The sequence below is a fragment of the Streptomyces sp. NPDC047014 genome (assembly GCF_040644195.1).
GTDB lineage: Bacteria > Actinomycetota > Actinomycetes > Streptomycetales > Streptomycetaceae > Streptomyces.
The window spans coordinates 46,648-72,977 of record NZ_JBEYVX010000010.1; the positions used below are offsets into that span (position 1 = coordinate 46,648).

The window sequence follows — 26,330 nt, forward strand, 5'->3', positions numbered from 1 at the left end:
CCGGGACCGGCCGACCGAACTGGCTTACTACTTGGCGGACTTGGCGCGCGACGCGGTGCGCGAACGCTCCTTCTGGTCCAGCACGACCTTGCGGATGCGGACGGCCTCCGGGGTCACCTCGACGCACTCGTCGTCGCGGCAGAACTCCAGGGACTGCTCCAGCGAGAGCTTCCGCGGCGGGACGATCGCCTCGAAGCTGTCGGCGGAGGAGGAGCGCATGTTGGTGAGCTTCTTCTCCTTGGTGATGTTCACGTCCATGTCGTCGGCGCGGGAGTTCTCGCCGACGATCATGCCCTCGTACACCTCGGTGCCGGGGTCGGTGAACAGGACGCCGCGCTCCTGGAGGTTGGTCATCGCGAAGGCGGTGACCGCACCGGCGCGGTCGGCGACCAGGGAGCCGTTGTTGCGGGTGACCAGCTGGCCGAACCACGGCTCGTGGCCCTCGTGGATCGAGTGGCCGATGCCGGTGCCGCGGGTCTGCGTCAGGAACTCCGTACGGAAGCCGATGAGGCCGCGGGACGGGACGACGAACTCCATGCGGACCCAGCCGGAGCCGTGGTTCGACATGTTGTCCATGCGGCCCTTGCGGACGCCCATGAGCTGCGTGACGGCGCCCATGTGCTCCTCGGGCACGTCGATCGTCATGCGCTCGACCGGCTCGTGCACCTTGCCGTCGACCTCGCGGGTGACGACCTGCGGCTTGCCGATGGTCAGCTCGAAGCCCTCACGGCGCATCTGCTCGACGAGGATCGCCAGCGCGAGCTCACCGCGGCCCTGGACCTCCCAGGCGTCCGGGCGCTCGGTGTCGAGGACGCGCAGCGAGACGTTACCGATCAGCTCGCGGTCGAGGCGGTCCTTGACCTGGCGGGCCGTGACCTTGCGGTCCTTGACCGCGGCCTTGGCGTCGGCGCCCTTGCCGGAGCCGCCGCGGCCGACCATCGGGGAGGTGTTGGTGCCGATGACCATGGAGATGGCCGGCTCGTCCACCGTGATGAGCGGCAGGGCGATCGGGTTCTCCGGGTCGGCCAGGGTCTCGCCGATCATGATCTCGGGGATACCGGCCACCGCGCAGATGTCACCGGGGCCGGCGACCTCGGCCGGCTTGCGGGTGAGCGCCTCGGTCATCATCAGCTCGGTGATGCGGACGCTGGAGATCGAGCCGTCGCGCTTGATCCAGGCCACGGTCTGGCCCTTGCGCAGCTCGCCCTGCTCGACGCGGAGCAGCGCGATGCGGCCGAGGAAGTTGTCGGCGTCCAGGTTGGTGACGTGGGCCTGGAGCGGGGCCTCCTCGTCGTACACCGGGGCCGGGACGTGCTCCAGGATGGTGGAGAAGAACGGCTCCAGGTTCTCGCTGTCGGCGGGGACGGTGCCGTCCTCCGGCTTGGTCAGCGAGGCGATGCCGTCACGGCCGCAGGCGTAGACGATCGGGAACTCGATCTGGTCCTCGTCGGCGTCCAGGTCGAGGAAGAGGTCGTACGTCTCGTTGACGACCTCGTCGATCCGGGAGTCCGGGCGGTCCGTCTTGTTGATGCAGAGGATGACGGGCTTCCGCTGCTGGAGCGCCTTGCGGAGCACGAAGCGGGTCTGGGGCAGCGGACCCTCGGAGGCGTCCACCAGCAGGACGACGGCGTCGACCATCGACAGACCGCGCTCGACCTCGCCACCGAAGTCGGCGTGGCCGGGGGTGTCGATGATGTTGATCGTGATCGGGGCCCCGCCGTCCTTGGGGTGATACTTCACCGCCGTGTTCTTGGCGAGGATCGTGATGCCCTTCTCACGCTCCAGGTCGTTCGAGTCCATCATGCGGTCGTCGAGCTGCTGGTGGGCGGCGAAGGCACCGGCCTGCTTGAGCATGGCATCGACGATGGTCGTCTTGCCATGGTCGACGTGGGCGACGATGGCGACGTTACGGATGTCGTGGCGCGTGGGCACTTCGGCGCTTCTCCCGGGATCGTGGATGGCGTCGCGTACGGCCTGGCACGCGAGCCTCTGCCGGGCGGAAAACCTGCCACGGCCTTACCCCATGGTACGTCGCGTGGCGGGAAGTGCCTGCCGGGGGGTCTGTCAAGGGGCCGGACGCAGGAGCGCGGCCGAGCGTGAGGTGGGGTGCCCGGACCGCCCTGCCGACCGGAAAACATGCGGGTCAACGGGCATGCACGACCTTGCCCGCCGGAGGTCCGGCGGGCAAGGGACTTGAGTCACATCTGAGCTTGTGACCCGCGGGTCAACCTGACAGGCACCGCTTTGTCACCACATCTTTCCCGCTGCTTCCTTCTCCTGGTTCCCGCTCCTGGTTCCCGCTCCTGGCGCACGGCGCTACTTCTTCGCCCTGTCCTTGGCGGACGCGGCCTTCTTCCAGCCGATGTCCTGATAGCGGGGAGCGCCGAGGCCGAAGGCGCCCGCGTTCACCAGCCCCGGCTTGACGGCCACCAGCTCGGGGCGCTGATAGAGCGGGATGGAACCGGCCGCGGCCCAGATCCGGGCATCGGCCTTGCGCATCAGCTCGCGGGACTGCTGCTCGTCCAGCTCGCCGACCGCCTGGTCGAACAGCTGGTCGATGTGGTCGGTGCCGACGCGGGTGTAGTTCTGCTCGACGAGCAGCGAGCCGTCCGCGGCCGGCTCCGGCTTGGCGAAGATCGGCCGGGCGTCGGTGGCGGGGAAGGCCGTGGTGGGCCAGGAGTACAGCGCCAGGTCGTACTGGCCCGAGGCGATGTGGTCCTTGAAGAAGCTGTCGTCGGCCACCTTGGTCGTCTCGGTGGCCACCCCGACCTTGCGCAGCATCTGCGCGATCCGCTCGCCCACCGCGCGCAGGGACTCCGAGCCGGGACCGGCCGGGAGGACGAAGCGCAGGGTGAGGGGCTTGCCGTCCTTGGCGAGCATGTTGCCCGAGGTACGGGTGGCCTGCTTGGCCGGGGGCTGCGTCGCCTTCGCGGGGTCGGCGCCGTCGCCCTCGCGGGCCACGCTCTTGTCATCGCCGGAGGCTTCGGTGCCCGCCTCCGAGCCCGTCTCGGCGGCTGCGGCGGCGGCGGACTCCGCGTCCGGGGCGGCTGCTGCGGCCTCCCGCTCGCCGTTGATCCCGTCGTCCTGGCCCACGATGTACAGCCCGTCGTTGCCCGTGCCCGGACCCGAGGGGGTCTTCCCGTCGTCCTGCGGCGCGCTCTCCGGTCCGGCCTTGGCACCCGCCGGCTCGGTGATCCGGCCGCCCCGGCGCCAGCCCGCGTCCGTCAGCAGGGCCTGGGCCGCCACCGTGTCCTGGCCGCCGAGGGCGCCGCTGTTGTCCGCGTACGCCTGCTGCCCGGCCAGGGCCACATGGCTGCCGACCGGCTTCGCGGGCAGGCCGAGCGGCTTCAGCACCAGCTCCGCCAGGGCCTGGCGGTCCAGGGCGCGGGCCACCGCCCGGCGCACGCGCTCGTCCGCCAGCGGGCCGGCGGAGCCGTTCATCGCCAGCTGCGTGTAGGCCGGCTCCAGGGACTTGCGGACCGAGAAGCTGCGCAGGGCCGTCTGCTCCTCGGCGTACCGCTGCACGGAGGCCACGTGCTTCGTACGGGTCTCCTGCTCCGCCGCGGCCTTGCCCTCGTCCGCGCCGAAGGCGATCGCCCACGACAGCGTGGCCTGCGCCGGGGTCAGCGCCGCGCCCGGACCGTGCGCGGGGGCCCCGCCCGCCCCCGGGCCGTTCTTGCCGGAGGCGTCGCGGCGGGCCAGCGCGATCCGCTCGGCGCCCGCCCGGTCGATCTCCGCCAGGTCGAGCCTGCCCGCGGCCAGCGCCGCCGGGCGGTCGGCCCGGGGCACCGCCGTCAGCACCAGGGAGTCCAGCTTCGCAGGGCGGCCCCACCAGCGCGGATTGCGGGTCAGGGCGGCGGTGCCGGTCTTCTTGTCGATCGCCCCGAGCGCGAAGGGCCCGGCGGTGACCTTGAGCGCGCCCCGGGCGCCCTCGTTGAAGGCGTCCGGGGTGCCCGTGACCTGCTTCGGATACAGGGGCGAGAAGAGCGAGCGCCAGTCGGCGTACGGCTTGGCGAAGGTGACCCGGACCTCCAGGTCGGTCTTGCCCTTCTCGATCTTCTCGATCCGGTCGTAGCCCGCGTTGCGCGCGGTCCAGTACGCGGTGTCCTTGCCGCTCAGGGCCCGCCACTGCGCCACGAAGTCGGGGGCGCCGATCTCCCGGCCGTCGCTCCACACCGCCTGCTGGTTCAGCTTGTACAGGACGACCTGCTTGGGCTCCCGCTCGACGACCTCGGCCTTCTCCAGGTAGTCGGGGTTGGCCGCGGGCCGCCCCTTGGCGTCCAGGACGAACAGGTGCGGCAGGACCGCCCCCGCGATCCGGGCGGTGGTGGCGTCGGCGTCGGCCTGGAAGGCGTTGAGGGTGTCCGGAAGGCTGTCCACCGCCCAGCGCAGCACACCGCCGTCCGCGACCTTCTCCCGGGCGGTGGTGGCGATGTCCTGCCCTGCTGCGGCCGGGCCGCCCTCGTCGTCACCCGCGCCGCAGCCCGCGAGCAGCGGCAGTGCGAGGACTCCCGAGGTCAGGAGCGCCAAGGACCTGCGCCTTCTCTGGGACATGGGTGGTACCTCCGGGGCGGGGCTGGAAGGAGGCGTGATCACGTTCGGCGGTATATGGAGCTGATCACACCGGTTGCCGGAACCCACTGAAATCCACGCCGCTCCGCGCCCCCCGCAGCCGCATCCCGCCACGCCGCGAACCCCACCCGTGCGGACCAATCGCCCGGGGAGGGGCGCACGGTTCACGCCTGCGCGCCCGCAATCGCTGCACGCCCCTTCACAACCGGGGACGGGAAGCACGACACTCGCAGGCGCACATGAGCGTTGCCACCGCACCCTGGCGGAAATGAGGGCAAATCATGTCTCTGCACGACGATCTGACAGCCGTTCGGCGCTCCCTGGACGAGCTGACGCGCACGGTCGAGCGGCTGGAGCGGCGGGCCGCCGGGCGCCCGGCCGGGGCGCCGCCGGCGCCGGACCCGTCGGGGATGGTGAGCGTCCCGGACACCCCGTACGACAGCTCCCTGTGGACGGACTCCGACGACGAGGGCCTGGGCGGCCGCGACCGCCGCGCCCCCTGAGACCCCTGAGGCCCCCGGCCCGTCCCCGCTCACTCCTCCCTCGCCCCTCCCTCCCCTCACTCCTCCCGGAGTCCCCTTTGGCCACAGGAACGGAACGACCCCAGCAGCGGCCCGGCGGCGTCCACGGCGCCTCGCGCGCCGCGATCGCGGCCCGGCACCTGCGGACGGACCGGTGGTGGCTCGCCCCCGCCGGCACCGCGGCCGGGCTGCTCGCCTTCATCGCCTACTCGACCTGGCGCGCCTTCGCGAACGCCGACTACTACGCCGCCCCGTACGTCTCGCCCTTCTACTCCCCGTGCCTCGCGGAGAACTGCCAGGAGATGCGCGGCGGCCCCAACTGGGACCTGTTCGGCAGCTGGTGGGGCCTGTCCCCCGCCCTGCTGATCCTCGTCTTCCCGCTCGGCTTCCGGCTGACCTGCTACTACTACCGCAAGGCGTACTACCGGGGCTTCTGGGCCTCGCCCCCGGCCTGCGCGGTCGCCGAGCCCCACTCCCGCTACACCGGCGAGACCCGCTTCCCGCTGATCCTGCAGAACGCGCACCGCTACTTCTTCTACGCGGCCGTGCCGGTGGCGGGCATCCTCACCTACGACACCGTCCTGACCTTCCGCGACGCCGACTACGCCTGGGGCCACATGGGCCTCGGCACCCTGCTGTTCCTGGTCAACATCGCGCTGATCTGGGCGTACACGGTGTCCTGCCACTCCTGCCGCCACATCATGGGCGGCCGCCTGCGGCACTTCTCCCGGCACCCGGTCCGCTACCGCCTCTGGGTCTGGGTCAGCCGCCTCAACTCCCGCCACATGCAGCTGGCCTGGGCCTCCCTGATCAGCGTGGCCCTGTGCGACTTCTACGTCTACCTGCTCGCGAGCGGCGCCTTCACCGACCCGAGGATCTTCTGACATGACCCAAGTGGAACGGCAGCAGTGGGACGTCGTCGTGGTCGGGGCCGGCGGGGCGGGGCTGCGGGCCGCGGTCGAGGCGCGGGAGCGGGGGGCGCGGACCGCCGTGATCTGCAAGTCCCTGTTCGGCAAGGCCCATACGGTGATGGCCGAGGGCGGGATCGCCGCCTCCATGGGCAATGTCAACGCGGGCGACAACTGGCAGGTGCACTTCCGCGACACCATGCGCGGCGGCAAGTTCCTCAACCAGTGGCGGATGGCGGAGCTCCACGCCAAGGAGGCCCCCGACCGGGTGTGGGAGCTGGAGACCTGGGGCGCGCTCTTCGACCGGACCCCCGACGGGCGGATCTCCCAGCGCAACTTCGGCGGCCACGAGTACCCTCGGCTCGCGCACGTGGGCGACCGCACCGGGCTGGAGCTGATCCGCACCCTCCAGCAGAAGATCGTCGCCCTCCAGCAGGAGGACTTCCGGGAGTACGGGGACCACGAGGCCCGGCTCAGGATCTTCCAGGAGTGCACGGTCACCCGGGTGCTCAAGGAGCGGGACCGGGTCGCGGGCACCTTCTGCTACGAGCGCGAGTCCGGCCGGTTCTTCGTGCTGGAGGCCCCGGCGGTGGTGCTGGCCACCGGCGGGATCGGCAAGTCCTTCAAGACCACCTCCAACTCCTGGGAGTACACCGGCGACGGCCACGCGCTGGCCCTGCTCGCGGGGGCGCCCCTGCTGAACATGGAGTTCGTGCAGTTCCACCCGACGGGGATGGTCTGGCCGCCGTCCGTGAAGGGGATCCTCGTCACCGAGTCGGTGCGCGGCGACGGCGGGGTGCTGCGGAACTCCGAGGGTCGGCGGTTCATGTTCGACTACGTGCCGGACGTCTTCAAGGAGAAGTACGCGGAGACGGAGGCGGAGGGCGACCGCTGGTACGAGGACCCCGACCACAACCGCCGCCCGCCCGAGCTGCTGCCCCGCGACGAGGTGGCCCGCGCCATCAACTCCGAGGTGAAGGCGGGCCGCGGCTCCCCGCACGGCGGGGTCTTCCTCGACGTGTCCACGCGCATGCCGGCCGAGACGATCCGGCGGCGGCTGCCGTCGATGTACCACCAGTTCAAGGAGCTGGCGGACGTGGACATCACGGCCGAGCCGATGGAGGTCGGCCCGACCTGCCACTACGTGATGGGCGGCATCGCGGTGGACTCCGAGACCGCGGCCACCGCCGGGGTGCCGGGGCTGTTCGCGGCGGGCGAGGTCGCGGGCGGCATGCACGGCTCGAACCGGCTCGGCGGCAACTCCCTGTCCGACCTGCTGGTGTTCGGGCGGCGGGCCGGGCTGCACGCCGCCGGTTACGCGGCGGGGCTCGGCGGCCGGCTCCCGGCGGTCTCGCAGGCGGAGATCGACGCGGCGGCCGCGGAGGCGCTGGCTCCCTTCCACGCCGCCGAGGGCGCGGAGAACCCGTACACCCTGCACCAGGAGCTCCAGTCGACCATGAACGACCTGGTCGGGATCATCCGCCGGGAGGGCGAGATGGCCGAGGCGCTGAAACGGCTCGCGGGGCTGCGGGTGCGGGCGGCGCGGGCGGGGGTGGAGGGGCACCGGCAGTTCAACCCGGGCTGGCACCTGGCCCTGGACCTGCGCAACATGCTGCTGGTCAGCGAGTGCGTGGCGCGGGCGGCGCTGGAGCGGACGGAGAGCCGGGGCGGCCATACGCGGGAGGACTGCCCGGCGATGGAGCGGGAGTGGCGCCCGGTGAACCTGCTGTGCCGGCCGGTGGACCCGGTCCCGGCGGATCCGGAGGCCGACCGGATCGCCCTGGTCCGTACGCGCACCGAGCCGATCCGCCCGGACCTGCTCGCGCTGTTCGAGAAGGAAGAGCTGGTCAAGTACCTCGCCGAGGAGGAGCTCCACTGATGGGTGCGTACGAGGCGGGCTTCCGGATCTGGCGGGGCGACGCGGAGGGCGGGGAGCTGCGGGACTTCACCGTCGAGGTGCAGGAGGGGGAGGTGGTGCTGGACATCGTGCACCGGCTGCAGGCCACCCAGGCGCCGGATCTGGCGGTGCGGTGGAACTGCAAGGCGGGCAAGTGCGGCTCGTGCAGTGCGGAGGTGAACGGCCGGCCGCGGCTGATGTGCATGACGCGGATGTCCACCTTCGAGCGGGAGGAGACGGTGACGATCACCCCGCTGCGGGCCTTCCCGGTGGTGCGGGACCTGGTCACGGACGTGTCCTTCAACTACCGGAAGGCGCGGGAGGTGCCCGCTTTCGTGCCGCCGGAGGGGGTGGCGCCGGGTGAGTACCGGATGCGGCAGGTCGATGTGGAGCGCTCGCAGGAGTTCCGCAAGTGCATCGAGTGCTTCCTGTGCCAGGACACCTGCCATGTGGTGCGTGACCACGAGGAGAACAAGGCCGCCTTCGCCGGTCCGCGCTTCCTGATGCGGGTGGCGGAGCTGGACATGCATCCGCTGGACGCGGCGCGGGAGGCGGGGCTGGACCGCAAGCGGACGGCGCAGGAGGAACACGGGCTCGGCTACTGCAACATCACGAAGTGCTGTACGGAGGTCTGCCCGGAGGGCATCCGGATCACCGACAACGCCCTGATCCCGTTGAAGGAGCGGGCGGTGGACCGCACGTACGACCCCCTGGTCTGGCTGGGCACCCGCATCCGGCGCCGCCGGGGCTGAGGCCCGGGGCCGTGGCCGCCGGTACGAGGGGCCCCGCGCGCGGCGTCCGCACGCGCGGGGCCCGGCCGGTCAGCGGCCGGAGTGGTCGATGACGTTGCCGTTCGAGCAGTTGTTCGCCTGGTCGGAGACGTAGTCGCCGAGTACGGGGACCACGGCGACCTCCTGGAGGCAGACGGCGGCCGCGGTGAAGTTCCCGTTGTTGGCGGCGTTCACCCCGGTGCCGAAGTTGCTGTCGTTGTCGGCGTGGGCGGGGGCGGCGAGGGCGACGGCGGCCACGGTGAGCGCGACGGCGGAGATGATCTTCTTCATGGGCTGCCAACGAGCCGGGGCCCGGCCGGTCACCGCGATGACTCCGGATGCGGGAGGGCGGGGGCGACCATAGCCTCCCCCTGTGATGCCGCCGAGGAGCAGGACGCAGGGGCGCGCCGCCGTCGGGTGGGCCGGGCGGGCCGGGGTCGCGCTGGCCGTGGGGCTGCTGGCCCTCGCCGGGCCGGTGGTGGCCTGGGCGCCGGCCGCGCGGGCCGAGGATCCGGTGGCCCTGTCGGAGCAGGGGCAGATCACCGACCTGGTCGGCGCGCTCGGGGACCGCAGGCCCGCCGTCACTGCCGCGCTCGACCGCCTGTACGCCGACCGGCGGATCCAGCTCTTCGTGGCGTACGTACGGGACTTCTCGGGCCGCTCCCCGCAGGGCTGGGCCGATGCCACCGCCCAGCGCAACGGCCTGGGCCAGGACGACGTGCTGCTGGCGGTGGCGACGGGGGCCCGGCAGTACGCCTATTCGGCCGATGTGGACTCCGGACTCACCGAGCGGCAGCTGGCCGAGGTGGCGCGTACCGCCGTCGAGCCGGCCCTGCGGCAGAACGACTGGGCGGGCGCGGCCATCGGCGCGGCGAACGGCTACGACGCCGTGCTGGGCGGGCAGCCCGTACCGGCGCCCACCATCACCCCCGGCCCGGCCGATCCGGGCGGCGGGGACGGCGGGAGCGGCGCCGGGGACTTCGTGCTCCCGGTGATCGCGGTCGGCGCCGCCGGGGCGCTCGGGGCGTACGCGTACACCCGCCGCCGGCGCAAGGACACGGCGGCGGGCGGCCGCGGTGCGACGACCGGGCCGGGCTGGCCGGAGGGGGCGCCGGACCGGGTGCCGCTGCCGGAGCTGGACCACCGGGCGAAGGCACTGCTGGTGGAGACGGACGACGCCGTGCGCACCAGCACCGAGGAACTGGGCTTCGCCTCGGCGCAGTTCGGCGAGGAGGCCGCGGCCCCGTTCACGGCGGCCGTGGCGTACGCCAAGGACGAGCTGACGCATGCCTTCCGGCTGCGCCAGCAGCTCGACGACGCCTATCCGGAGGACGACGCCACGCGCCGCCGGATGCTGGACGAGATCGTCGCCCGCTGCACGGAGGCGAACCGCCGGCTCGACGCCGAGGCGGCGGACTTCGACCGGCTGCGGGACCTGGAGAAGAACGCCCCGCAGGCCCTGGCCGAGGTGGAGCGGCGCTATCTGGAGCTGACCGGGCGCACCACGACGGCCGCGGCCACGCTGACTGCGCTGGCCGGGCGGTACGCCGACTCCGCCTCCGCGCCCGTGGCCGCGAACGCCCGGCAGGCCGAGGACCGGCTGGTGTTCGCGGCGACCGGCCTGGGGCTGGCCCACGCGGCGCTCGACGCGGGCGACAGGGGCCCGGCGGCCGTGCACGTACGGGCCGTGGAGGGCGCGGTGGACCAGGCGGCGACGCTGATGGACGCCATCGAGCGGCGGGCCCAGGAGCTGGCGGAGGCGGCGGGGAGGCTGCCGGGCGCGCTGACCGAGACGGACACCGACCTCGCGGACGCGCGCGGGCTGCTGTCCGGCACCCCGGAGGGCACCTCGACGGCGGATCTGCGCGGGCGGATCGGCCGGGCGGAGGCGGTACTGGCCGACGTACGGCGGGAGGTGGAGGCCGGCCGGTACGACCCGCTGGGCGCGCTGCGCCGGGTGGAGGAGGCGGACGCGGCGCTCGACGAGGCGCTGGCCGGGGCGCGGGAGCGGGAGTCGGGCCGGCAGCGGGCGGCGGCCCTGCTGGACCAGGCGCTGCTGTCGGCGCGCAGCGCGATCGGCGCGGCGTCGGACTACGTCACCACCAGCCGCGGGGCGGTGGGCAGCGAGGCCCGCACCCGGCTCGCGGAGGCGGGCCGGCACCTGGAGCGGGCGGGCGCCCTGGCGGCCCCGGACCCGGCGGGCGCGCTGGCGGAGGCGCAGCGGGCGGACGCGCTGGCCCGGCAGGCCCAGCAGCTCGCGGAGCGGGACGTACGGGGCTACCAGGACCCGTATCCCGGACGGCGCGGCGGCGGCCAGGGCGGGGCCGTGCTGGGCGGGATCATCCTCGGCGAGATCCTGCGCGGCGGCTTCGGCGGGGGCGGCGGCCGCGGCGGGGGCTTCGGCGGCTCCTCCGGCGGCGGCTTCGGGGGCGGTTTCGGCGGCGGCGGGAGCGGCGGCCCGGGCTCCTTCGGGGGCGGCGGGACCCGCGGCCGGATGGGCGGTGGCGGCCGCTTCTGAACGGTGCCGCGGGCCCCGCGGGCACGACCATCCCTCACCTGGAGAGACCGATCATGAGCAAGCAGACCATCCTCGGCCGGGTCACCCAGCTGGCCAAGGCCAATATCAACGCGCTGCTGGACCAGGCGGAGGACCCGCAGAAGATGCTGGACCAGCTGATCCGGGACTACACCAACAACATCTCGGAGGCGGAGCAGGCGGTCGCGACCACCATCGGGAACCTGCGGCTGCTGGAGGCGGACCACCGCGAGGACGTGGACGCGGCGGCCGAATGGGGTGCCAAGGCGCTGGCGGCGAGCCGGAAGGCGGACGGGCTGCGGGAGTCGGGGGCGGCGGCGGAGGCGGACCGCTTCGACAACCTGGCGAAGGTGGCGCTGGGCCGGCAGCTGCAGTCGGAGAAGGAGGCGAAGACGGCCGAGCCGACGATCGCCGCGCAGACGACGGTGGTGGACAAGCTGACGGCGGGCCTGGACTCGATGCGCACCAAGCTGACGGAGCTCCAGGCGAAGCGGGACGAGCTGGTGGCGCGGGCGCGGACGGCGGAGGCGCAGAACCGGATGCTGGACGCGGTGAAGAGCATCGACGTCATGGACCCGACGAGCGACCTGGCCCGGTTCGAGGAGAAGGTGCGGCGGGAGGAGGCCATGGCCCTGGGCAAGCAGGAGCTGGCCGCGTCCTCGCTGGACGCGCAGTTCGAGTCCCTGGAGGACCTGGGCAAGGCGGCGGAGATCGAGTCCCGGCTGGCGGCGCTGAAATCCGGCGGGCAGGCGTAGGAGCGGCAGCGGCGGACGCCGGGTGCGCGGCTGCGGGGGACCGGGCCGGTCCCCCGCGCGCGGTCATCCGTACAGGTTCAGCAGCTGCTCCGCGGAGAGTTCGGCGACGGCCTCGGCCGCCGCGCCCGGGAGCGGGAGTTCGAACCAGACGGTCTTGCCGCGGTGGGTGCGGCGGGTGCCCCAGCCGGCCGACAGCAGGCCGACGAGCTGGAGGCCGCGGCCGCCCTCGTCGGTGTCCCGGGCGCGGCGGCGGCGGGGCTGGACCAGGTTGGCGTCCCACACCTCGCACACCAGGGTGCGGTCGAGCAGCAGCCGGAGCCGGATCTCGCCCTCGCCGTAGCGCAGGGCGTTGGTGACCAGCTCGCTGACGAGCAGTTCGGTGGTGTCGAGCAGCCCCTCCAGACCCCAGGCGGGCAGTTTGGTGCGGGCCAGTTCGCGGGCGCGGCCCACCGAGCGGGCCTCGCGCGGCAGTTGCCAGTCACCGACGGCGTCCACGGGCAGGCCCTGCACCCGGGCCATGAGCAGGGCGATGTCGTCCTCGCCGTGCCGGGTGTCGAGGGTGTTCAGCACGTGGTCGCAGACGTCCTCCAGCGGGCGGACCGGGTCGGCGAGGGCGGCGCGCAGGCCGCGCAGGCCCTCCTCCAGCGGGTGGTCGCGGGATTCGACGAGCCCGTCGGTGTAGAGGGCGAGGAGGGCGCCCTCGGGGAGTTCCACCTCGACCTCCTCGAAGGGCTCGCCGCCGACGCCGAGGGGCAGTCCGGTGGGTACCTCCAGCAGCAGGGCGGGCATCGGCTCGCGGTCCTCGCCGGAGCCGTCGCCGTGGGTGGGCGAGACCAGCACCGGGGGCATGTGGCCCGCGTTGGCGATGGTGCAGCGCCGGGTCACCGGGTCGTAGACGGCGTACACGCAGGTGGCGAGGTAGACCTCGGAGCGGTCGGCGTCCCGCGAGTGCAGGGCCGCGCGGGACGCCTGCTGGGCGCCGCCGGGGGCACCGAGGCCGCGGGCGATCTCGTCCAGGGCGGACAGCACCTCGGCCGGTTCGAGGTCGAGCAGGGCCAGGGTCCGTACGGCGGTGCGCAGTTCGCCCATGGCGACGGCGGCGCGCAGACCGCGGCCCATGACGTCGCCGACGACCAGCGCGGTGCGGTGGCCGGGCAGTTCGATGACGTCGAACCAGTCCCCGCCGACCTCGGTGGCCGCGTTGCCCGGCAGATAGCGGCAGGCGATGTCCAGGCCGGCCGCCTCCGGGTCGCCGGGGGGCAGCAGGCTGCGCTGGAGGATCAGCGCCCGCTCGTGCTCGCGCCGGTACAGGCGCGCGTTGTCGATGCAGACGGCGGCGCGGGCGGCGAGCTCGACGGCCACGGCCCGGTCGCGTTCCCCGAAGGGCTCGCTGCCCTTGGTACGGGAGAACTGCGCGAGGCCGACCACCGTGTCGTGGGCGACCATCGGCACGACCAGAGTGGACTGCACCAGGTCCTCCGGCCCGCCGCCCTCGATCAGCCGGGGCCGGGCGGTGCGCAGGGCGAGCGCGCCCGGGGAGGCCGCCGGGTAGCGGTGGATGTCCCCGACGGAGACGAGCGCGCCGGGCCCGGACAGCGGGGCGTCGGAGACGGCGGAGGCGAACGCGACCCGCCGCAGGGCGGCCGAGGGGGTCCGGGCCGGGCCCTGGCCGGGCAGGCTGGGGACGCCGGGGCCCTGCGGGCGGGCGGGGCTGTCGTCGTCGCCGAGGAGCAGCGCCTGGTAGAGGTCGACGGCGGCCAGGTCGCAGAAGCCCGGGACGGTGACGTCGAGGAGTTCGCGGGCGGTGGTCTCCAGGTCGAGGGAGTTGCCGATGCGGTGCCCGGCCTCGTTGAGGAGGGCGAGGTTGCGGCGTACTCCGGCGGCCTCGCGGGCGGCGAGGTGGCGGCGGGTGACATCGGTGCCGATGCCGGCGACGCCGATGGGGCGGCCGCTGCCGCCGTGCACGCGGTAGAGGTTGATGGACCAGTGGCGGTTCTCGCGGCTGCGCGGGGTGGCCCCGGTGATCCTGAGGTCGGTGACGGAGTCCCCGGTGTCCAGGACCCGGCGCAGGGCCTCGGCCATCCGGTCGGCCTCGTGGGCGGGCAGGTAGTCGTGGACGGTGCGGCCCCGGTGGGTCTCGGCGGGACCGCCGAAGACGGTGGCGAAGCGGCGGTTGGCGCGCTGCACGGTGAGGTCGGTGCCGAAGAGCAGGAACCCGAAAGGGGATTGGCCGAATATCGCTTGCGAGGCCGCCAGGTCGGATTCGATGCGGCGCAGCGCGCGCACGTCGACCACGACGCAGAGCGCGGCCCGCTCCGAGGTCTCGGTCAGGGTGGGCATCACATAGATCTCGGCCACGCCGTGGGCGCCGTCGCCGCCGGGGATCCGGAAGGGGATCAGGCCGGTCCACTCCTTGCCGTCGAGGATCTCGGCGACCCGGCGGTGGGCGTCGGCGCGCAGCTCGGGCGGCATGAAGGCGTCGACCGGATCGCGGCCGACGGCCTGTGCGGCCGTGAGGCCGAACAGTTCCTCGGCGCGCAGGCTCCACTGGTCGATGCACCCGTCGGGGCCGATCGAGAAGGACGCGACCTTGATGTAGTCATATATCGAGCCAGGCGGACTGCTGTGCCACAGGGCGTCGTGCCATGACTCCCGAGGCACACCGGTCTGATGCACCTGCGCAGGTATTTCGCTCACGCGACCGTCCCCTCCAGCTCACCGCAACCGGACCGGCCATGACGGCAGTATTCAGCACCACGACCCCGGACGGCACGGCGTTCCCGATCACAGCACGGTCTCGATGATTTCGAGCCATGTCACGCGATCTCCCCCCGGCCCCCTTCCCGGCCGTTTCCGGGAGGCGCCGCGGGGGGTCTCCCGCCACCGCTCTTCTTGTTACTCACCAGGAAGAGCCAACTCGAACCACACAGTCTTCCCCGTTTTCCCGTGGCGGGTTCCCCAGCGCCGTGAGGAGGCGGCCACCAGGTGCAGTCCGCGGCCCCCCTCCTCGTCCGGCCGGGCGACCCGCTCGCGGGGCGGATCCGGAAGCGGATCGGAGATCTCCACCAGCAGCGCGGGGCCGTCGGCGGGGTGGCCGGGGGCGTGGGCGGGGGTGTGGCCGTCGGCCGGATCCAGCCGTACCAGGCGGACTCCGATGGGGCCGGAGGCGTACCGCAGGGAGTTGGTGACGAGTTCGCTGACCAGCAGGACGGTCACATCGCCGACGGAGTCGAGGCCCCAGGCGTGCAGGGTGCCGCGGACGGCGTGGCGCGCGGTACGGACGGAACCGGGTTCGGCGGGGAAGGCCCACTCGGCGCGCTGGCCGTCTGTGTCGATCACGCCGATCACTTCCCGGGCCGGCAGCGACCCCAGTTGCGGTTCGTCGGGGGCGAGGAGAGAGGACGAAACAGATTAATAGCGACATACCCGATATTCGGGATGTCGTACCACCCGATCCTCCGTCAGTGCCCGTCGGCGCCGCTCAGCTTCCGCCGCCGCCCGTGGCACGCAGCCGGCGGCCGGCCTCCGCGACGGCGGGACGGTCCTGGTCGAGCCAGTCCACCGAGTCCAGTTCCTCCGGCCCGAGCCAGCGCAGTTCGTCGTGGTCCTCCAGCGGCGCGGGCTCGCCGGAGAGCAGCCGGGCGGTCCATACGTGCAGGACGAGCCCCGGCCTGAGCGGCCACTCCCCCGGGATCCGCTCCAGCGGCTCGGTCTCCACGCCGAGCTCCTCGCGCAGTTCGCGCACCAGCGCCTCGGGGACGGTCTCACCCGGTTCGGCCTTGCCGCCCGGCAGTTCCCAGCGGCCGGCGAGCTCCGGCGGCGCGCTGCGGCGGGCGGCCAGCAGGCGCCCCTCACGACAAAGGGCTCCGCCCACGACCACGCGTACCGTCATGGGGGGAGCCTATGCCAGCGCCGCGGGGCGCCGTGAAGCACCCGCGAGCGCCCCGGCGCACCGCGCCGGCTCAGTTCATCGTGGCGGTCTGACCGATCCGCTCGACCCAGTAGAGCTGCTTGTGTCCGCGGTCGTCGAGGCTGTCGGCGACCTTCTGGGCCTCGGCCCGGGTGGAGTACCGGCCCACCCGGTAGCGGTTGCCGTTGTCGTCCTGACGTATGACCAGCCACGGGAGCAGCGCACCGCTGTCGTTCATCGCGTTTCACCCTCCGCCGACGTATCTGCCCGGGAAACCGCATTGCGCATATGCCCGAGCTTACGCCCGACCTTTACGGAGCGGATACGGTTTTTCACGAAGAGGTACCTCGCAGGCGTACGCATCCGGCCACGCGTACGAGTGCGCCGTGCGCGCCGGTCCGTACCAGGCGCGCGCGGGCCACCGAGTCGGCCCCCGTACGCCCCCCGCGCTCGCGCGCCGGGGCCATACCCGCAGGTAGCTTTCGGGAGAACCGATCCTCCGGGCGCGCTGCGGGCCCGGGTGACAGGGCGGATCCGGCCGCCGCACGCCCGCACGGCGGGACGACGAAGACACCGGACAGCCCGAAAAGGGCAGGGAACGGGACGACCGGGACTTCCCCGATCGCGCCGAAACCCGCCGGTCGGCTACCGCACCGGAAGGTGGTAGGCGAGGCGGTAGCGGTCGGCGGGGACGACCACGTCGGCGGTCTCCACGGCGCGGCCCGAGGCGAAGTACGTACGGCCGATCACCAGGACCACGTGGCCGGGGACCCCGCCGAGCAGCAGGATCTCCTCCGCGAGGCCGGGACGCGCGCCGACCTCCTCCACCATGTTGTCGACGACGACGTCGATGGCGGCCATCCGGTCGACGACCCCGGAGCCGCCCAGCGGCCCCTCCTCGGGGAGCATCACGGGGGTGCGGCCGGTCACGGCCAGGGGCTCCCAGGAGGTCGACAGCATCATCGCCTCCCCCGCGTCGCGGAAGACGTAGCGCGTGCGCATGACGCGCTCGCCCGGCTCGATGCCGAGCCGCTTGGCGATCTCCGCCGGCGCCTGCGTCTGCTCGCTGTTCGACTCCCAGGTGCCCCGGGCCGCCGCGTCCGCCTGCTCCTGCCGGAAGGGCGTCGAGGCACCGCCCGCGCGGTAGCCGGAGCGAGCCACCCGGCGCGGCACCGGCTGCTCGCGTACATACGTACCGGATCCGGACCGGCCCTCGACCAGCCCCTCCGCCATGAGGACCTTGCGCGCCTCCAGGGCCACGGTGTCGGAGACCCCGTACTCCTCGCGGATGCGGGCCTGAGAGGGGAGCCGGGCGTGCGGGGGCAGAGAACCGTCGACGATCTGGCGTCGAAGATCCCCGGCCACGCGCAGATAGGCCGGCTGCTCACCGAAAGTCACTGGCCACTCCCATCAGGTTGACAGACAGCTACACCCTGGCAACCGACGGTTGTAGACCGCAAGCAAGGGCCAGAGTTTCACCCGAAGTGATGAAGCCTGGTCACTCAAACCCGTTACCGCGCGTTACGCAGGCGACGCGGCGGCGATGCCCCCGCGAGCCCCGGCCGCCTCACACCGAGGCCGACGCCGCCTCCCGCCCCGGCTGCTTGTGCGAGGGCGCCGGCGCGTCCGTCCCCGGCTCCTCCAGCCACGGCGGCACCTGCGTGGACAGCCCGTACGCCTCGCGCACCGCCTTCTCCGTCCCCACCGGCAGCGCGGCCAGGGCCCGGTCCCACTGCCGGTCGAACTCCGCCGCCGTCCGCGCCCGCGCGGCCGCCTGCCACTCCGTGCGGGCCACCTCCACCGCCTTGAGCTGCGCGTCCACGGCCTTGCCCGGCTCCGCCCCGGCGGCCCGCTCCTGGAGCACCCGGGCCTCCTCGCCGAGCGCGGCGTTCACCTCGCGCGCCCACGCCTGGTACGCCGCCAGCGCGTCGCGGACCTCCTTGTCCGGGGGGCGGCTCATGACGAACTCGACGCCGTTGGCCGCCCGGAGGAAGGCCGCCTGCTCCGGTTTCAGCATCCCGGCGTCCTGCCGCAGGCTCCCGCTCCACTCCTCCTCCGCCGTACCGATCACGCAGAGCAGCGTCCGGTCGCCCGCGCGCCAGGACTCGTCGTCGGGCGCGTAGTAGAACATCTCCGCGTACTCGGGCAGGGCCCAGGTGTCCATCGCGTACTCGTCCTGCGCCTTCCAGCAGGCGTCCTCGGCGGCCCGGTCCCCCTCACCCGTGGGGCTGCCCGGGGCGACGGCCGGCCGGGAGGCGGTGACCTCGCCGTGGTGCACCTCGGAGCAGTCGACCTTGTACGTGAGGGGCCGCTGGTCGAAGAGCTCCCCGCCGGGGACGTTGAAGCAGTCCCCCGCCCGCAGGTCGTCCAGGTCCGTGAGGTCCCCCGCCACCTCCAGCTCGGGCAGCTCGCCCAGGTCCTGGAACTCCCGGGCGACCGCGCTCACGGCCCGGTCGGCGGTGACCACCAGCACCCCGGTCGTCGCCACGGACACCACCAGGCCGACGATCGCCAGCGCCCGCCCCGTCTCCCGCTTCCGGGATATCTGCACGAGGGCCACGATGCCGAAGACGATGCCGAGCGGCGGGAAGCAGAGCAGCCCGACGAGCAGCGAGGCGAGCGCGAAGCCGTTCAGCGGCGGCGGCTGCGCGCCCGCTCCCGGCGCTCCCCAGCCGGGCTGCGGCCCCCATCCGCCCTGCGGGGGGTGCGCGGACGGCGGGGGCCAGGAGTGCCCGCCTCCGGGAGGCGGGCTCGGAGGGGTGCTCACGGCATCGGACTCCATCGCAGGGGGCGTCGAGGACATCGCGGCGGCACCACGGAGGGCGCGAACGAATGCGCGAATAGTACGCAGCGGGGGCGACCGCCGTATCGGTCGCCCCCGCCGCGGCCCGCGGACCGCTCAGGTCCCGCCGTCCGTGCCCGTCAGAACTGCAGGGCCCAGGCGTCGATCTTCCCGGAGTCGCCGGTGGCGTAATCGTTCACGCGGAGCTTCCACACGCCGTTCGCCGTCTCGGAGGCGGCGTTGACCGTGAAGGTCCGGATGATGTTGTCGTCCTCGCCGTTGGCCCGGTTGTGCAGCGGGTAGACCGAGCCGTCCGGGGCCACCAGGTCCACGCGCAGGTCACCGATGTACGGGTGCTTGATGTCGACCGGGACCTTCAGCGTGGTGGGCGCGTTGCCATTGACCCCGCTGACGGTGATCGGGGACTCGACGGTCGTGTGGTCGGGGACCGCGTAGTCCGTCGTGTTCTCGAAGCGCTTGCCCGGCGGGACGGGGCCCAGCGCGGTGACGTGCAGCAGGCGGTTCGGGGAGCCGGCGCCGCCGCCGGTCACCAGGTTCGGCGTGGCCGAGTCGACCAGGGCCGTGGCCACCTGGGCCGGGGTGCTGGCCGGGTTCTGCGAGAGGTAGACGGCCGCCGCGCCCGCGACGTGCGGGCTGGCCATCGAGGTGCCGTTGATGGTGTTGCTGGCGTAGTCGCCGGTGTGCCAGGCGGAGGTGATGGCGGTGCCCGGGGCGAACAGGTCCAGGGCGGCGCCGTAGTTGGAGTAGCCGGCCCGCGCGTCGGTGTTCGTGGTCGCGCCGACGGTGATGGCCTCGGTGACCCGGGCCGGGGACTTGGTGGAGGCGTTGGCCGACTCGTTGCCCGCGGCCACCGCGTAGGTGATGCCGGAGGCTATGGAGTTGCGGACGGCCGCGTCCAGCGCCGAGTCGGCGCCGCCGCCGAGCGACATGTTCGCGACGGCCGGCTTCACGGCGTTGCGGGTCACCCAGTCGATGCCCGCGACCACCTGGGCGGTCGTGCCGTTGCCCTGGTTGTCGAGGACCCGGACCGCGACGATCTTCGACTTCTTCGCCACACCGTACGAGGTGCCCGCGAGGGTGCCGGCGACGTGCGTGCCGTGGCCGTGGCCGTCCTGCGCGGTGAAGTCGTTGTCTATGGCGTCGTAGCCGTAGGAGGCGCGCCCGCCGAAGTCCTGGTGGCTGATGCGGACACCGGTGTCGATGACGTACGCGGTGACGCCCTCGCCCCCCTTGTCCGGGTAGCCGTAGCTCTGGTTCAGCGGCAGCGGGCGCTGGTCGACGCGGTCCAGGCCCCAGGAGGGTGGGGACGGCTGCGTGGCGCTGGCGGTGAAGGTCCGGTTCTGCACGACGGAGGCCACCGCCGGGTCGGCGGCGAGCTTCCTGGCCTGCGCCTCGGAGACCTTGACCGCGTAGCCGTTCAGGGCCGCGCTGTAGGTCCGGTCGATCTGGGCGCCGTACCGCTTCGCCACGGTCTTGCCGCTCGTGGCGGTGGAGCGCGCGGCGGAGTCCTTGAGGGTCACGATGTAGCTGTTGGGGACGGACCCGGGCGCGCCGGCGTTCTGGATCACTCCCCGGGCGCCGGCGTCGGCGGCCGAGGCGGGCAGCGCGGCGGCCGAACCGAGCGTGAGGGCCGCGACGGCCGTCGCGGTGATGCCGGCGATCTTCCGGCGGGTGTGACGCATCACGGGCATGTGACGGTGTTCCTCCTAGTGCTGCGCTGCGGGGGTGCGACGCTGGCGTGGAATCGTGGCCATGACAACGCAGACGGACCAACAGGCTGCTGCCTCCGAAAGGTTGACCCGTCCCTCGGCGCGACCCACGAGGGGACACCGGACGCGTAGCATCCGTGCCACACACCGGCCATGATCGAGCGAAGGTGCTCACACATGACTCACGCACCCCCCGGCTACGTCTGTGCAGAGGACGGTACACGCGCGGATGTGCGGACCGCGCCGTGGGGGTGCCCCCTCTGCGGCGGCCCCTGGGACCTCGATTTCACGCCGGATCCGGACCTGCCGCTGGAGCCGTCCGCCGGGCCGAACTCCCTGTGGCGCTACGGGCCCGTGCTGCCGCTGCCGGGGGCCTTCTCCGTCTCGCTGGCCGAGGGGCACACCCCGCTGGTGCCGCTGACGGACCGGATCCAGGCCAAGCTGGACTTCCTGATGCCGACGCTGTCGTTCAAGGACCGGGGCGCGGTGATGCTCGTGGAGCTGGCCCGGCGGCTGGCCCCGGAGCGGGTGGTCGCGGACAGCAGCGGCAACGCGGGGACCTCGGTGGCCGCCTACTGCGCCCGGGCCGGGCTGCGCTGCGAGGTGTTCGTACCGGAGGGGACCTCGGCGAAGAAGACGGATCAGATGCGGGCGCACGGGGCGGTCGTACGGGTGGTGCCGGGCGGCCGGGAGGCGGCGGCGAAGGCGGCCCGCGCGGAGGCGGACGCGCCGGGGGTGTTCTACGCCAGCCATGTCTTCAACCCGTACTTCCTGCACGGGACCAAGACGTACGTGTACGAGGTGTGGGAGGAGATGGGCCGCCGGCTGCCGGAGGCGCTGGTGGTCCCGGTCGGCAACGGCACCCTGCTGCTCGGCGCGGCCCTGGCCGTACGGGAACTGGCGCGGCGGGGGGTGCGGCCGCCGGCCCTGATCGCGGTGCAGTCGGAGGCGGTGGCCCCGCTGGCGGAGGCGTTCGCGGCGGGCGCGGAGGAGGCCCCGCCGGTGGAGCAGCGGCCGACGCTGGCCGAGGGCATCGCCATCCCGGCGCCGCCGCGCGCCCGGCAGATCCTGGCCGCGGTCCGCGCCTCCGGGGGCACCTTCCTGACGGTCCCGGACTCCCGGCTGCGCGAGGCCCGGCGGGACCTGGCCCGCCGCGGCCTCTTCGTGGAGCCGACGGCGGCCGCCTGCTGGGCCGCGGTGGGCCCGACCGCGCCGGAGGACCCCCTCCAGGGGCGCACGGCGGTGCTGCCGCTGTGCGGGGCGGGGGCGAAGTCGGGGCCGGTGGACTGAGCGGGCGGGCTTCCGGTGCCGGCGCCCGCGCCCGCGCAGGTGCAGGTGCATGTCGCGAAACCGCGAGACCCGGTGCCGCCCGTCTGATCAACTGGCCCCATGACCTCGACTTCCGAACTCGCCGCCAAGGCCGCCGCGTTCACGGCCCTGCACACCCCCTCCGGCCCCCTCGCGCTCGCCAACGCCTGGGACGTCGCCAGCGCCCGTATCGTCGAGGCCGCCGGTGCCCCCGCCGTCGCCACGACCAGTGCCGGTGTCGCCTGGTCCCTCGGCTCCCCCGACGGGAACGCCCTCGCCCGGGACCGGGCGCTGGACCTCGTCGCCCGGGTGGCCGCCGCCGTGTCCGTACCCGTCACCGCCGACATCGAGGGCGGCTTCGGCGCCGACGCGGAGGCCGTCGGGGAGACCGTCGCCGGGGTGATCGCCGCCGGCGCGGTCGGGATCAACATCGAGGACGGCACCCGGGAGCCCGCCGAGCAAATCGAGCGGCTCGCGGCGGCCCGCGCCGCGGCGGACGCCGCCGGGGTCCCGCTCTACATCAACGCCCGCGTCGACACCTTCCTCAAGGGCCTCGGCGACCCCGCCACCCGCCTGGAGGAGACCCTGGCCCGCGCCGCCGCCTACCTCCGGGCGGGCGCCACCGGCATCTTCGTGCCCGGCGTGCTCGACCCCGGCACCGTCGCGGAGCTGGCCAAGGGCGTCGACGCCCCGCTCAACCTCCTCCTGGGCCCCGACGCCCCCAACGTGGCCGAGCTCGGCGCCCTCGGGGTGTCCCGGGTGAGCCTCGGCTCGTGGGTGGCGGAGGCCGCGTACGCCGTGGTCCGCCGCGCCACCGAGGAGCTGGCGGCCACTGGCACCTACGACTCCCTCGCGGGCTCCCTGCCGTACGGCGAGCTGAACGGCCTGCTCAAGGGCTGAGCGGCGGCCTGCTCAAGGGCTGAGCGGCGCCCCGCCCGGGGACGGCCCGGCCCGGCAGGGCGTCCTGCCGGGCCGGGCGCTCAGCCGCGCGCGGCGCTCTCGTACAGCGCCTTCGCGCGCTCGTCGAACAGTGCCGCCGTGGAGTCCACGTCCGTGTCCCCGCCGCTCAGTACGGCGATCAGCCGCCCGGCCGGGTCCGGGCCGCCGCGGTCCGCGATCCAGGGGCTGCCGCTGGTGCCCGTCCAGAAGCCCGCGCAGCTCATGTAGAGCATGTCGGGGTCGTCCTCGTCGTGACGGGTCTGCGTGGTGCAGGAGACCGGCTTGTTCTTCGGGTTGTGGTCCGACTGCGGGTAGCCCACGACGGTCACGTCCCGGTCGTAGCCGGAGGTCCACTCGGGCTTCGGGGCCTCCGCGCTGCCGCCCACGGCCTCCTGGAGGCTGCGGCCGTCCTCGTCCGGCTCGACGGTGAGGAAGGCGAAGTCGGCGGTGTCATCGCCCCACCGCGTCCAGCGGTCGTCGACGTGGATCGACCGCACCTTCCACACCCCGAGCGGCTGGGTGCCCGCGCCCTCGCCCGAGAAGGCCGGGGCGAAGGAGAGCTCGCCGATGGCGAGCCCGTCGTGGGCCACCTCGCCCGGCTCCCCGTCCTCCCCGGCGGGCGCCACGCAGTGCGCGGCGGTGGCGACGACATTGCCCTTCGGGCTGTCGACCACGCTCGCCGTGCACCAGTGCTCGCCGCCCGCCATCAGCACGCCGACGGTGGGGAAGGGGAGCACCGGCCGCTCGCCGGGCGCCTTCATGAAGGCCACGGCGCACATCACCGCGACCCCCGCGGCGGCAGCGGCCGACGCCCCCTTCACCACCGTGCTCATCGCACGCCGGGATCGGGTGTCGGTCCCTTCATCACCTTGCTGATCCACTCCAGGGAGCCCTCCCTCATGCCGCGCACATACGACTTTCCGTTGTGCTCACCATCCTGGATCACCTGGAGCGAGGTGTGCACGGGGCCCCTGCCGTACTCCTTCATGAACTTCTCGGCCTGCTCGCGGCCGCTCTCCTTGGTCCCGATCTGGAAGTTGATGTAGACCTCGGGCCCGGCCGTGTCGATCAGCTTGCGGGCCAGCTTCTCGGGATTGTTCGCGTCCATGGCCTGCGTGTTCCCGTTCCACAGCGGGGAGTCGGGGACGATGTCGGTGCCGCTCGCGATGGCCGCCTTGAAGCGGTCGGGGTACTTGAGGAGCTGCTTGAAGCCGTTGAAACCGCCCGCCGAGGAGCCCATGAAGGCCCACCCGTCGCGGGAGGTGAAGGTGCGGAAATTGGCCTTCGCGAAATCGGGTACGTCATCGGCCATCCAGGTGCCCATCCTGGGCTGGCCGGGGATGTCGGAGCCGTCGAAGTGGTGCTTGGTGTCCGCGTTGGTCACCGGCATGATCAGGATGAAGGGCAGGCTCTTGCCCGAGGCGGCCCCGTCGGCGACCGCCTGCTGGAGCCCGAGCCCCGGGCCCGTACCCCAGTAGTTCGTGGGGTAGCCGCGGCCGCCGGGCAGGGAGATCAGGACCGGGAAGCCGCTCTTGGCGTACTTCGGGTCGTCGTACTCCTTCGGCACCCACACCCACACGTCACCCGTGAAGCCGGACTTCCTGCCGGTCAGGGTGGCCTTGCCGATCTGGGTGCCGTCGGGCAGCCGGCTGGTCCGGACGAACGAGGCGGCCGGCCCGGTCGGCATCAGCACCTCCGGCAGGACCTCGGAGGCGGCGACCGCCGTCTTCTCCTGGACCTTGCCGAAGGAGACCGGATCCCCTATGTCGGAGAAGAGGCCGAGTTTGTACGCGGCGCCGCCCCCGGCGAGGGCGAGCGCGATGCCGCCGCCGATCAGAAGCAGGCGCAGGCGGTGGGGGCGACGGCCGCCCTCGGTCGTGGGGCTGCCGTCGCCTTGCTGGTCATGCTGCACGGTTGTTCCCGTTCCTTCTCCGGCGCCCACCCAGGGGCGCGGGCCGGACCGATCGGTCCCCCCTTACACCCTTTACAGAGGTACCAACGAGGCGACGGGTTGCCTGGGACGAGGGTGACGTGTCGCGCACCACGCGGAAGGTTCGAGGGGGTTTTCGGGCGGGGGCCTTCCGGGCGGGGCGGGCGGCCGTGCAGGCGGGCAGGCAGCGGGTTCGTGGCGGGCGCGGGCGGACCGGTCAGCTGCCCTCGGGCTTGGGCGCCTTGAGGACCTTGCTGATCCACTCCAGGGAGCCCTCCTTCATGCCCCGGACGTAGTGCCAGCCGTTGTGCTCGCCGTCCTGGATGTCACGGATGGTGGTCTTGACCGGCCCCTTGCCGTACTGCTGCTGGAATTTCAGCATCCGGTCCTTGCCGCTCTCCTTGGTGCCGACCTGGAAGTTGATGTAGACCTCGGGGCCGTTCGTCTCGATCAGCTTCTTCGCCAGCTTCTCCGGGTTGTTCGCGTCCATCTCCGCCTGGTGCCCCTTCCACAGCGGGGAGTCCGGGACGATCTCGCCGCCGCTGGCGATCACGGCCTTGAACTTGTCCGGGTACTGGAGGACGGTCTTCATGCCGACGAAGGCGCCGGAGGAGGAGCCCATGAAGGCCCAGCCGTCACGGGACTTGTAGGTGCGGAAGTTGGCCTTGGTGAAGGCCGGCACGTCCTCGGCGATCCAGGTGCCCATCTTGGCCTGGCCGGGGATGTCGGAGCCGTCGTAGTAGTACTTGTTGTCCGGGTTGAGCACCGGCATGATCACGATGTACGGGAGGCTGGTGCCCGCCTTGACCCCCTCCGCGACGGCCTTCTGGAGGCCGAGGCTGCGGTCGGACCAGTAGTTCGCGGGGAAGCCGTTGCCGCCGGGGAGCGCGATGAGCACCGGGAAGCCGCTCTTGGCGTACTTCGGGTCGTCGTACTCCTTGGGCGCCCACACCCATACGTCGCCCTCGAAGCCGGACTTGGCACCGGCGAGGCGGGTCTTGGCGATGATCGTGCCGTCGTCGAGCTTGGTGGTCTGCTTGAAGTCGGACTTCGGGCCGGTGGGCATGAGCACGTCCGGGTCCCCGCTGGGCTTGGCCTCGGGCGTGGGGCTGCCGGCGTCGGACTTGGAGGCGGCCGGGGGCGGGTTCTTGCCGAAGGTGACGGCTTCGCCGTTGCCGGAGAACCAGTCGAGCTTCCAGGCGGCGAAGCCGCCACCGCCGAGCAGGAGGGCGAGGGCGAGGACGGCGGCTATGCCTATGCGACGGCGGCGGGGGCGCGGGGGGTCGGCGGGGGGCGGCTGCTCCTCGCTGTAGCGGTAGGGCGTGCGGCCGCTGTCGCCGTTGCCGCCGTTGTCGTGGTTGCCGCCGTTGTCGTGGTGCGGGTGGGGCTGGTGGTACGGCTGCTGCTCGTGGGGCTGGCCGTACGGCTGAGGGCGGCCGCGCGGGGGCTCGTACGGCTGCTGGTACGGCTGCTGCTGCGGCTGCTGGTACGGCTGCTGCGGCTGGTCGTACGGCTGCTGGCGCGGCTGCTCGTACCGGGCGGTCGGGTACTCCTCGTAGGACGGCTGGTCATCAGGCCGCGGGCGCTGCGGGTACTGGTGCACGAACTTCGCTCCGAACGGTCTTGACTGCCCCCGAGGGCAGAACGGCTGGGCATCCCCTAGTCCTGATGTGCAATTCGCCCGCACAGTTCCAAATTCGAGCAAAGAACGGAACGGAAACCTTGCCGCGCAGGTCGCGGGCGGGGGCGTACGGGAGCGGACCGGGGGCGGT

21 protein-coding genes are annotated in these 26,330 nt (G+C 73.1%); 8 read left to right on the forward strand and 13 right to left on the reverse strand.

Annotation, left to right across the window (positions count from 1 at the left end):
• Nucleotides 1–27 precede the first annotated feature (27 nt).
• On the reverse strand, nucleotides 28–1,932 hold the full coding sequence (typA, locus tag ABZ873_RS09245) for a translational GTPase TypA (protein ID WP_360867623.1): 1,905 nt from the start codon (nucleotides 1,930–1,932) through the stop codon (nucleotides 28–30).
• A gap of 384 nt (nucleotides 1,933–2,316) precedes the next feature.
• Entirely contained in the window at nucleotides 2,317–4,554 is a 2,238-nt protein-coding gene (locus ABZ873_RS09250) for an ABC transporter family substrate-binding protein (RefSeq protein ID WP_360867625.1), read from the reverse strand.
• Between the two features lie 299 nt (nucleotides 4,555–4,853).
• On the opposite strand from ABZ873_RS09250, the gene ABZ873_RS09255 reads away from it, so the two are divergent.
• From ABZ873_RS09255 to ABZ873_RS09270, 4 genes are all read left to right on the forward strand, one after another.
• Entirely contained in the window at nucleotides 4,854–5,075 is a 222-nt protein-coding gene (locus ABZ873_RS09255; RefSeq protein WP_360867628.1) for a hypothetical protein, read from the forward strand.
• Nucleotides 5,076–5,152: 77 nt separating this feature from the next.
• Complete coding sequence (locus ABZ873_RS09260) at nucleotides 5,153–5,977, forward strand: hypothetical protein (protein WP_360867631.1); 825 nt, start codon at nucleotides 5,153–5,155, stop codon at nucleotides 5,975–5,977.
• A gap of 1 nt (nucleotide 5,978) precedes the next feature.
• Entirely contained in the window at nucleotides 5,979–7,880 is a 1,902-nt protein-coding gene (locus ABZ873_RS09265; protein WP_360867634.1) for a fumarate reductase/succinate dehydrogenase flavoprotein subunit, read from the forward strand.
• Nucleotides 7,880–8,650: a succinate dehydrogenase/fumarate reductase iron-sulfur subunit gene (locus tag ABZ873_RS09270; protein WP_360867636.1), complete on the forward strand. Its 771-nt coding sequence runs from the start codon at nucleotides 7,880–7,882 to the stop codon at nucleotides 8,648–8,650. Before ABZ873_RS09265 ends, ABZ873_RS09270 begins: the two co-directional genes overlap by 1 nt.
• A 69-nt stretch (nucleotides 8,651–8,719) precedes the next feature.
• Here ABZ873_RS09270 and ABZ873_RS09275 read toward each other — a convergent pair whose 3' ends face one another.
• Nucleotides 8,720–8,959 carry a hypothetical protein gene (locus ABZ873_RS09275; RefSeq protein ID WP_360867639.1) on the reverse strand — a complete coding sequence of 80 codons (240 nt, stop codon included), beginning with the start codon at nucleotides 8,957–8,959 and terminating at the stop codon, nucleotides 8,720–8,722.
• An 85-nt stretch (nucleotides 8,960–9,044) separates the two neighbouring features.
• Between ABZ873_RS09275 and ABZ873_RS09280 the strand changes: the two genes are divergently transcribed.
• The gene (locus ABZ873_RS09280) at nucleotides 9,045–11,186 is read left to right on the forward strand and encodes a TPM domain-containing protein (RefSeq protein WP_360867908.1); all 2,142 of its coding nucleotides are present in this window, start codon (nucleotides 9,045–9,047) and stop codon (nucleotides 11,184–11,186) included.
• A gap of 53 nt (nucleotides 11,187–11,239) precedes the next feature.
• On the forward strand, nucleotides 11,240–11,959 hold the full coding sequence (locus ABZ873_RS09285; RefSeq protein WP_360867642.1) for a PspA/IM30 family protein: 720 nt from the start codon (nucleotides 11,240–11,242) through the stop codon (nucleotides 11,957–11,959).
• Nucleotides 11,960–12,022: 63 nt separating this feature from the next.
• Here the strand turns inward: ABZ873_RS09285 and ABZ873_RS09290 are convergent, their stop codons facing one another.
• The 7 genes from ABZ873_RS09290 to ABZ873_RS09320 form a co-directional block, all read right to left on the reverse strand.
• A complete protein-coding gene (locus ABZ873_RS09290; RefSeq protein WP_360867911.1) occupies nucleotides 12,023–14,593 on the reverse strand; it encodes a SpoIIE family protein phosphatase in 2,571 nt (856 codons plus the stop codon).
• A 261-nt stretch (nucleotides 14,594–14,854) separates the two neighbouring features.
• Nucleotides 14,855–15,307 (reverse strand): ATP-binding protein, encoded by a 453-nt coding sequence (locus tag ABZ873_RS09295; protein WP_360867645.1) that lies wholly within the window; start codon nucleotides 15,305–15,307, stop codon nucleotides 14,855–14,857.
• A 133-nt stretch (nucleotides 15,308–15,440) separates the two neighbouring features.
• A complete protein-coding gene (locus ABZ873_RS09300; protein WP_360867648.1) occupies nucleotides 15,441–15,851 on the reverse strand; it encodes a (deoxy)nucleoside triphosphate pyrophosphohydrolase in 411 nt (136 codons plus the stop codon).
• Between the two features lie 70 nt (nucleotides 15,852–15,921).
• The gene (locus ABZ873_RS09305; RefSeq protein ID WP_360867651.1) at nucleotides 15,922–16,107 is read right to left on the reverse strand and encodes an SPOR domain-containing protein; all 186 of its coding nucleotides are present in this window, start codon (nucleotides 16,105–16,107) and stop codon (nucleotides 15,922–15,924) included.
• A 407-nt stretch (nucleotides 16,108–16,514) separates the two neighbouring features.
• Nucleotides 16,515–17,267, reverse strand: coding sequence for a GntR family transcriptional regulator (locus ABZ873_RS09310; protein ID WP_360867653.1), 753 nt, complete (start codon nucleotides 17,265–17,267; stop codon nucleotides 16,515–16,517).
• A 169-nt stretch (nucleotides 17,268–17,436) separates the two neighbouring features.
• Nucleotides 17,437–18,636 carry a DUF4190 domain-containing protein gene (locus ABZ873_RS09315; RefSeq protein ID WP_360867656.1) on the reverse strand — a complete coding sequence of 400 codons (1,200 nt, stop codon included), beginning with the start codon at nucleotides 18,634–18,636 and terminating at the stop codon, nucleotides 17,437–17,439.
• A 155-nt stretch (nucleotides 18,637–18,791) separates the two neighbouring features.
• The gene (locus tag ABZ873_RS09320; RefSeq protein ID WP_360867659.1) at nucleotides 18,792–20,363 is read right to left on the reverse strand and encodes a S8 family peptidase; all 1,572 of its coding nucleotides are present in this window, start codon (nucleotides 20,361–20,363) and stop codon (nucleotides 18,792–18,794) included.
• A gap of 195 nt (nucleotides 20,364–20,558) precedes the next feature.
• Between ABZ873_RS09320 and ABZ873_RS09325 the strand changes: the two genes are divergently transcribed.
• Both ABZ873_RS09325 and ABZ873_RS09330 read left to right on the forward strand, forming a co-directional pair.
• The gene (locus ABZ873_RS09325) at nucleotides 20,559–21,671 is read left to right on the forward strand and encodes a threonine synthase (protein ID WP_360867662.1); all 1,113 of its coding nucleotides are present in this window, start codon (nucleotides 20,559–20,561) and stop codon (nucleotides 21,669–21,671) included.
• A gap of 99 nt (nucleotides 21,672–21,770) precedes the next feature.
• On the forward strand, nucleotides 21,771–22,589 hold the full coding sequence (locus ABZ873_RS09330) for an isocitrate lyase/phosphoenolpyruvate mutase family protein (protein WP_360867665.1): 819 nt from the start codon (nucleotides 21,771–21,773) through the stop codon (nucleotides 22,587–22,589).
• A gap of 80 nt (nucleotides 22,590–22,669) precedes the next feature.
• Here ABZ873_RS09330 and ABZ873_RS09335 read toward each other — a convergent pair whose 3' ends face one another.
• The 3 genes from ABZ873_RS09335 to ABZ873_RS09345 form a co-directional block, all read right to left on the reverse strand.
• The gene (locus ABZ873_RS09335; RefSeq protein WP_360867668.1) at nucleotides 22,670–23,461 is read right to left on the reverse strand and encodes a trypsin-like peptidase domain-containing protein; all 792 of its coding nucleotides are present in this window, start codon (nucleotides 23,459–23,461) and stop codon (nucleotides 22,670–22,672) included.
• Nucleotides 23,458–24,540, reverse strand: coding sequence for an alpha/beta hydrolase-fold protein (locus ABZ873_RS09340; RefSeq protein ID WP_360867671.1), 1,083 nt, complete (start codon nucleotides 24,538–24,540; stop codon nucleotides 23,458–23,460). The genes ABZ873_RS09335 and ABZ873_RS09340 overlap by 4 nt, the downstream gene beginning before the upstream one ends.
• Before the next feature lie 235 nt (nucleotides 24,541–24,775).
• Nucleotides 24,776–25,810, reverse strand: coding sequence for an alpha/beta hydrolase-fold protein (locus tag ABZ873_RS09345; protein ID WP_360867913.1), 1,035 nt, complete (start codon nucleotides 25,808–25,810; stop codon nucleotides 24,776–24,778).
• Nucleotides 25,811–26,330 lie beyond the last annotated feature (520 nt).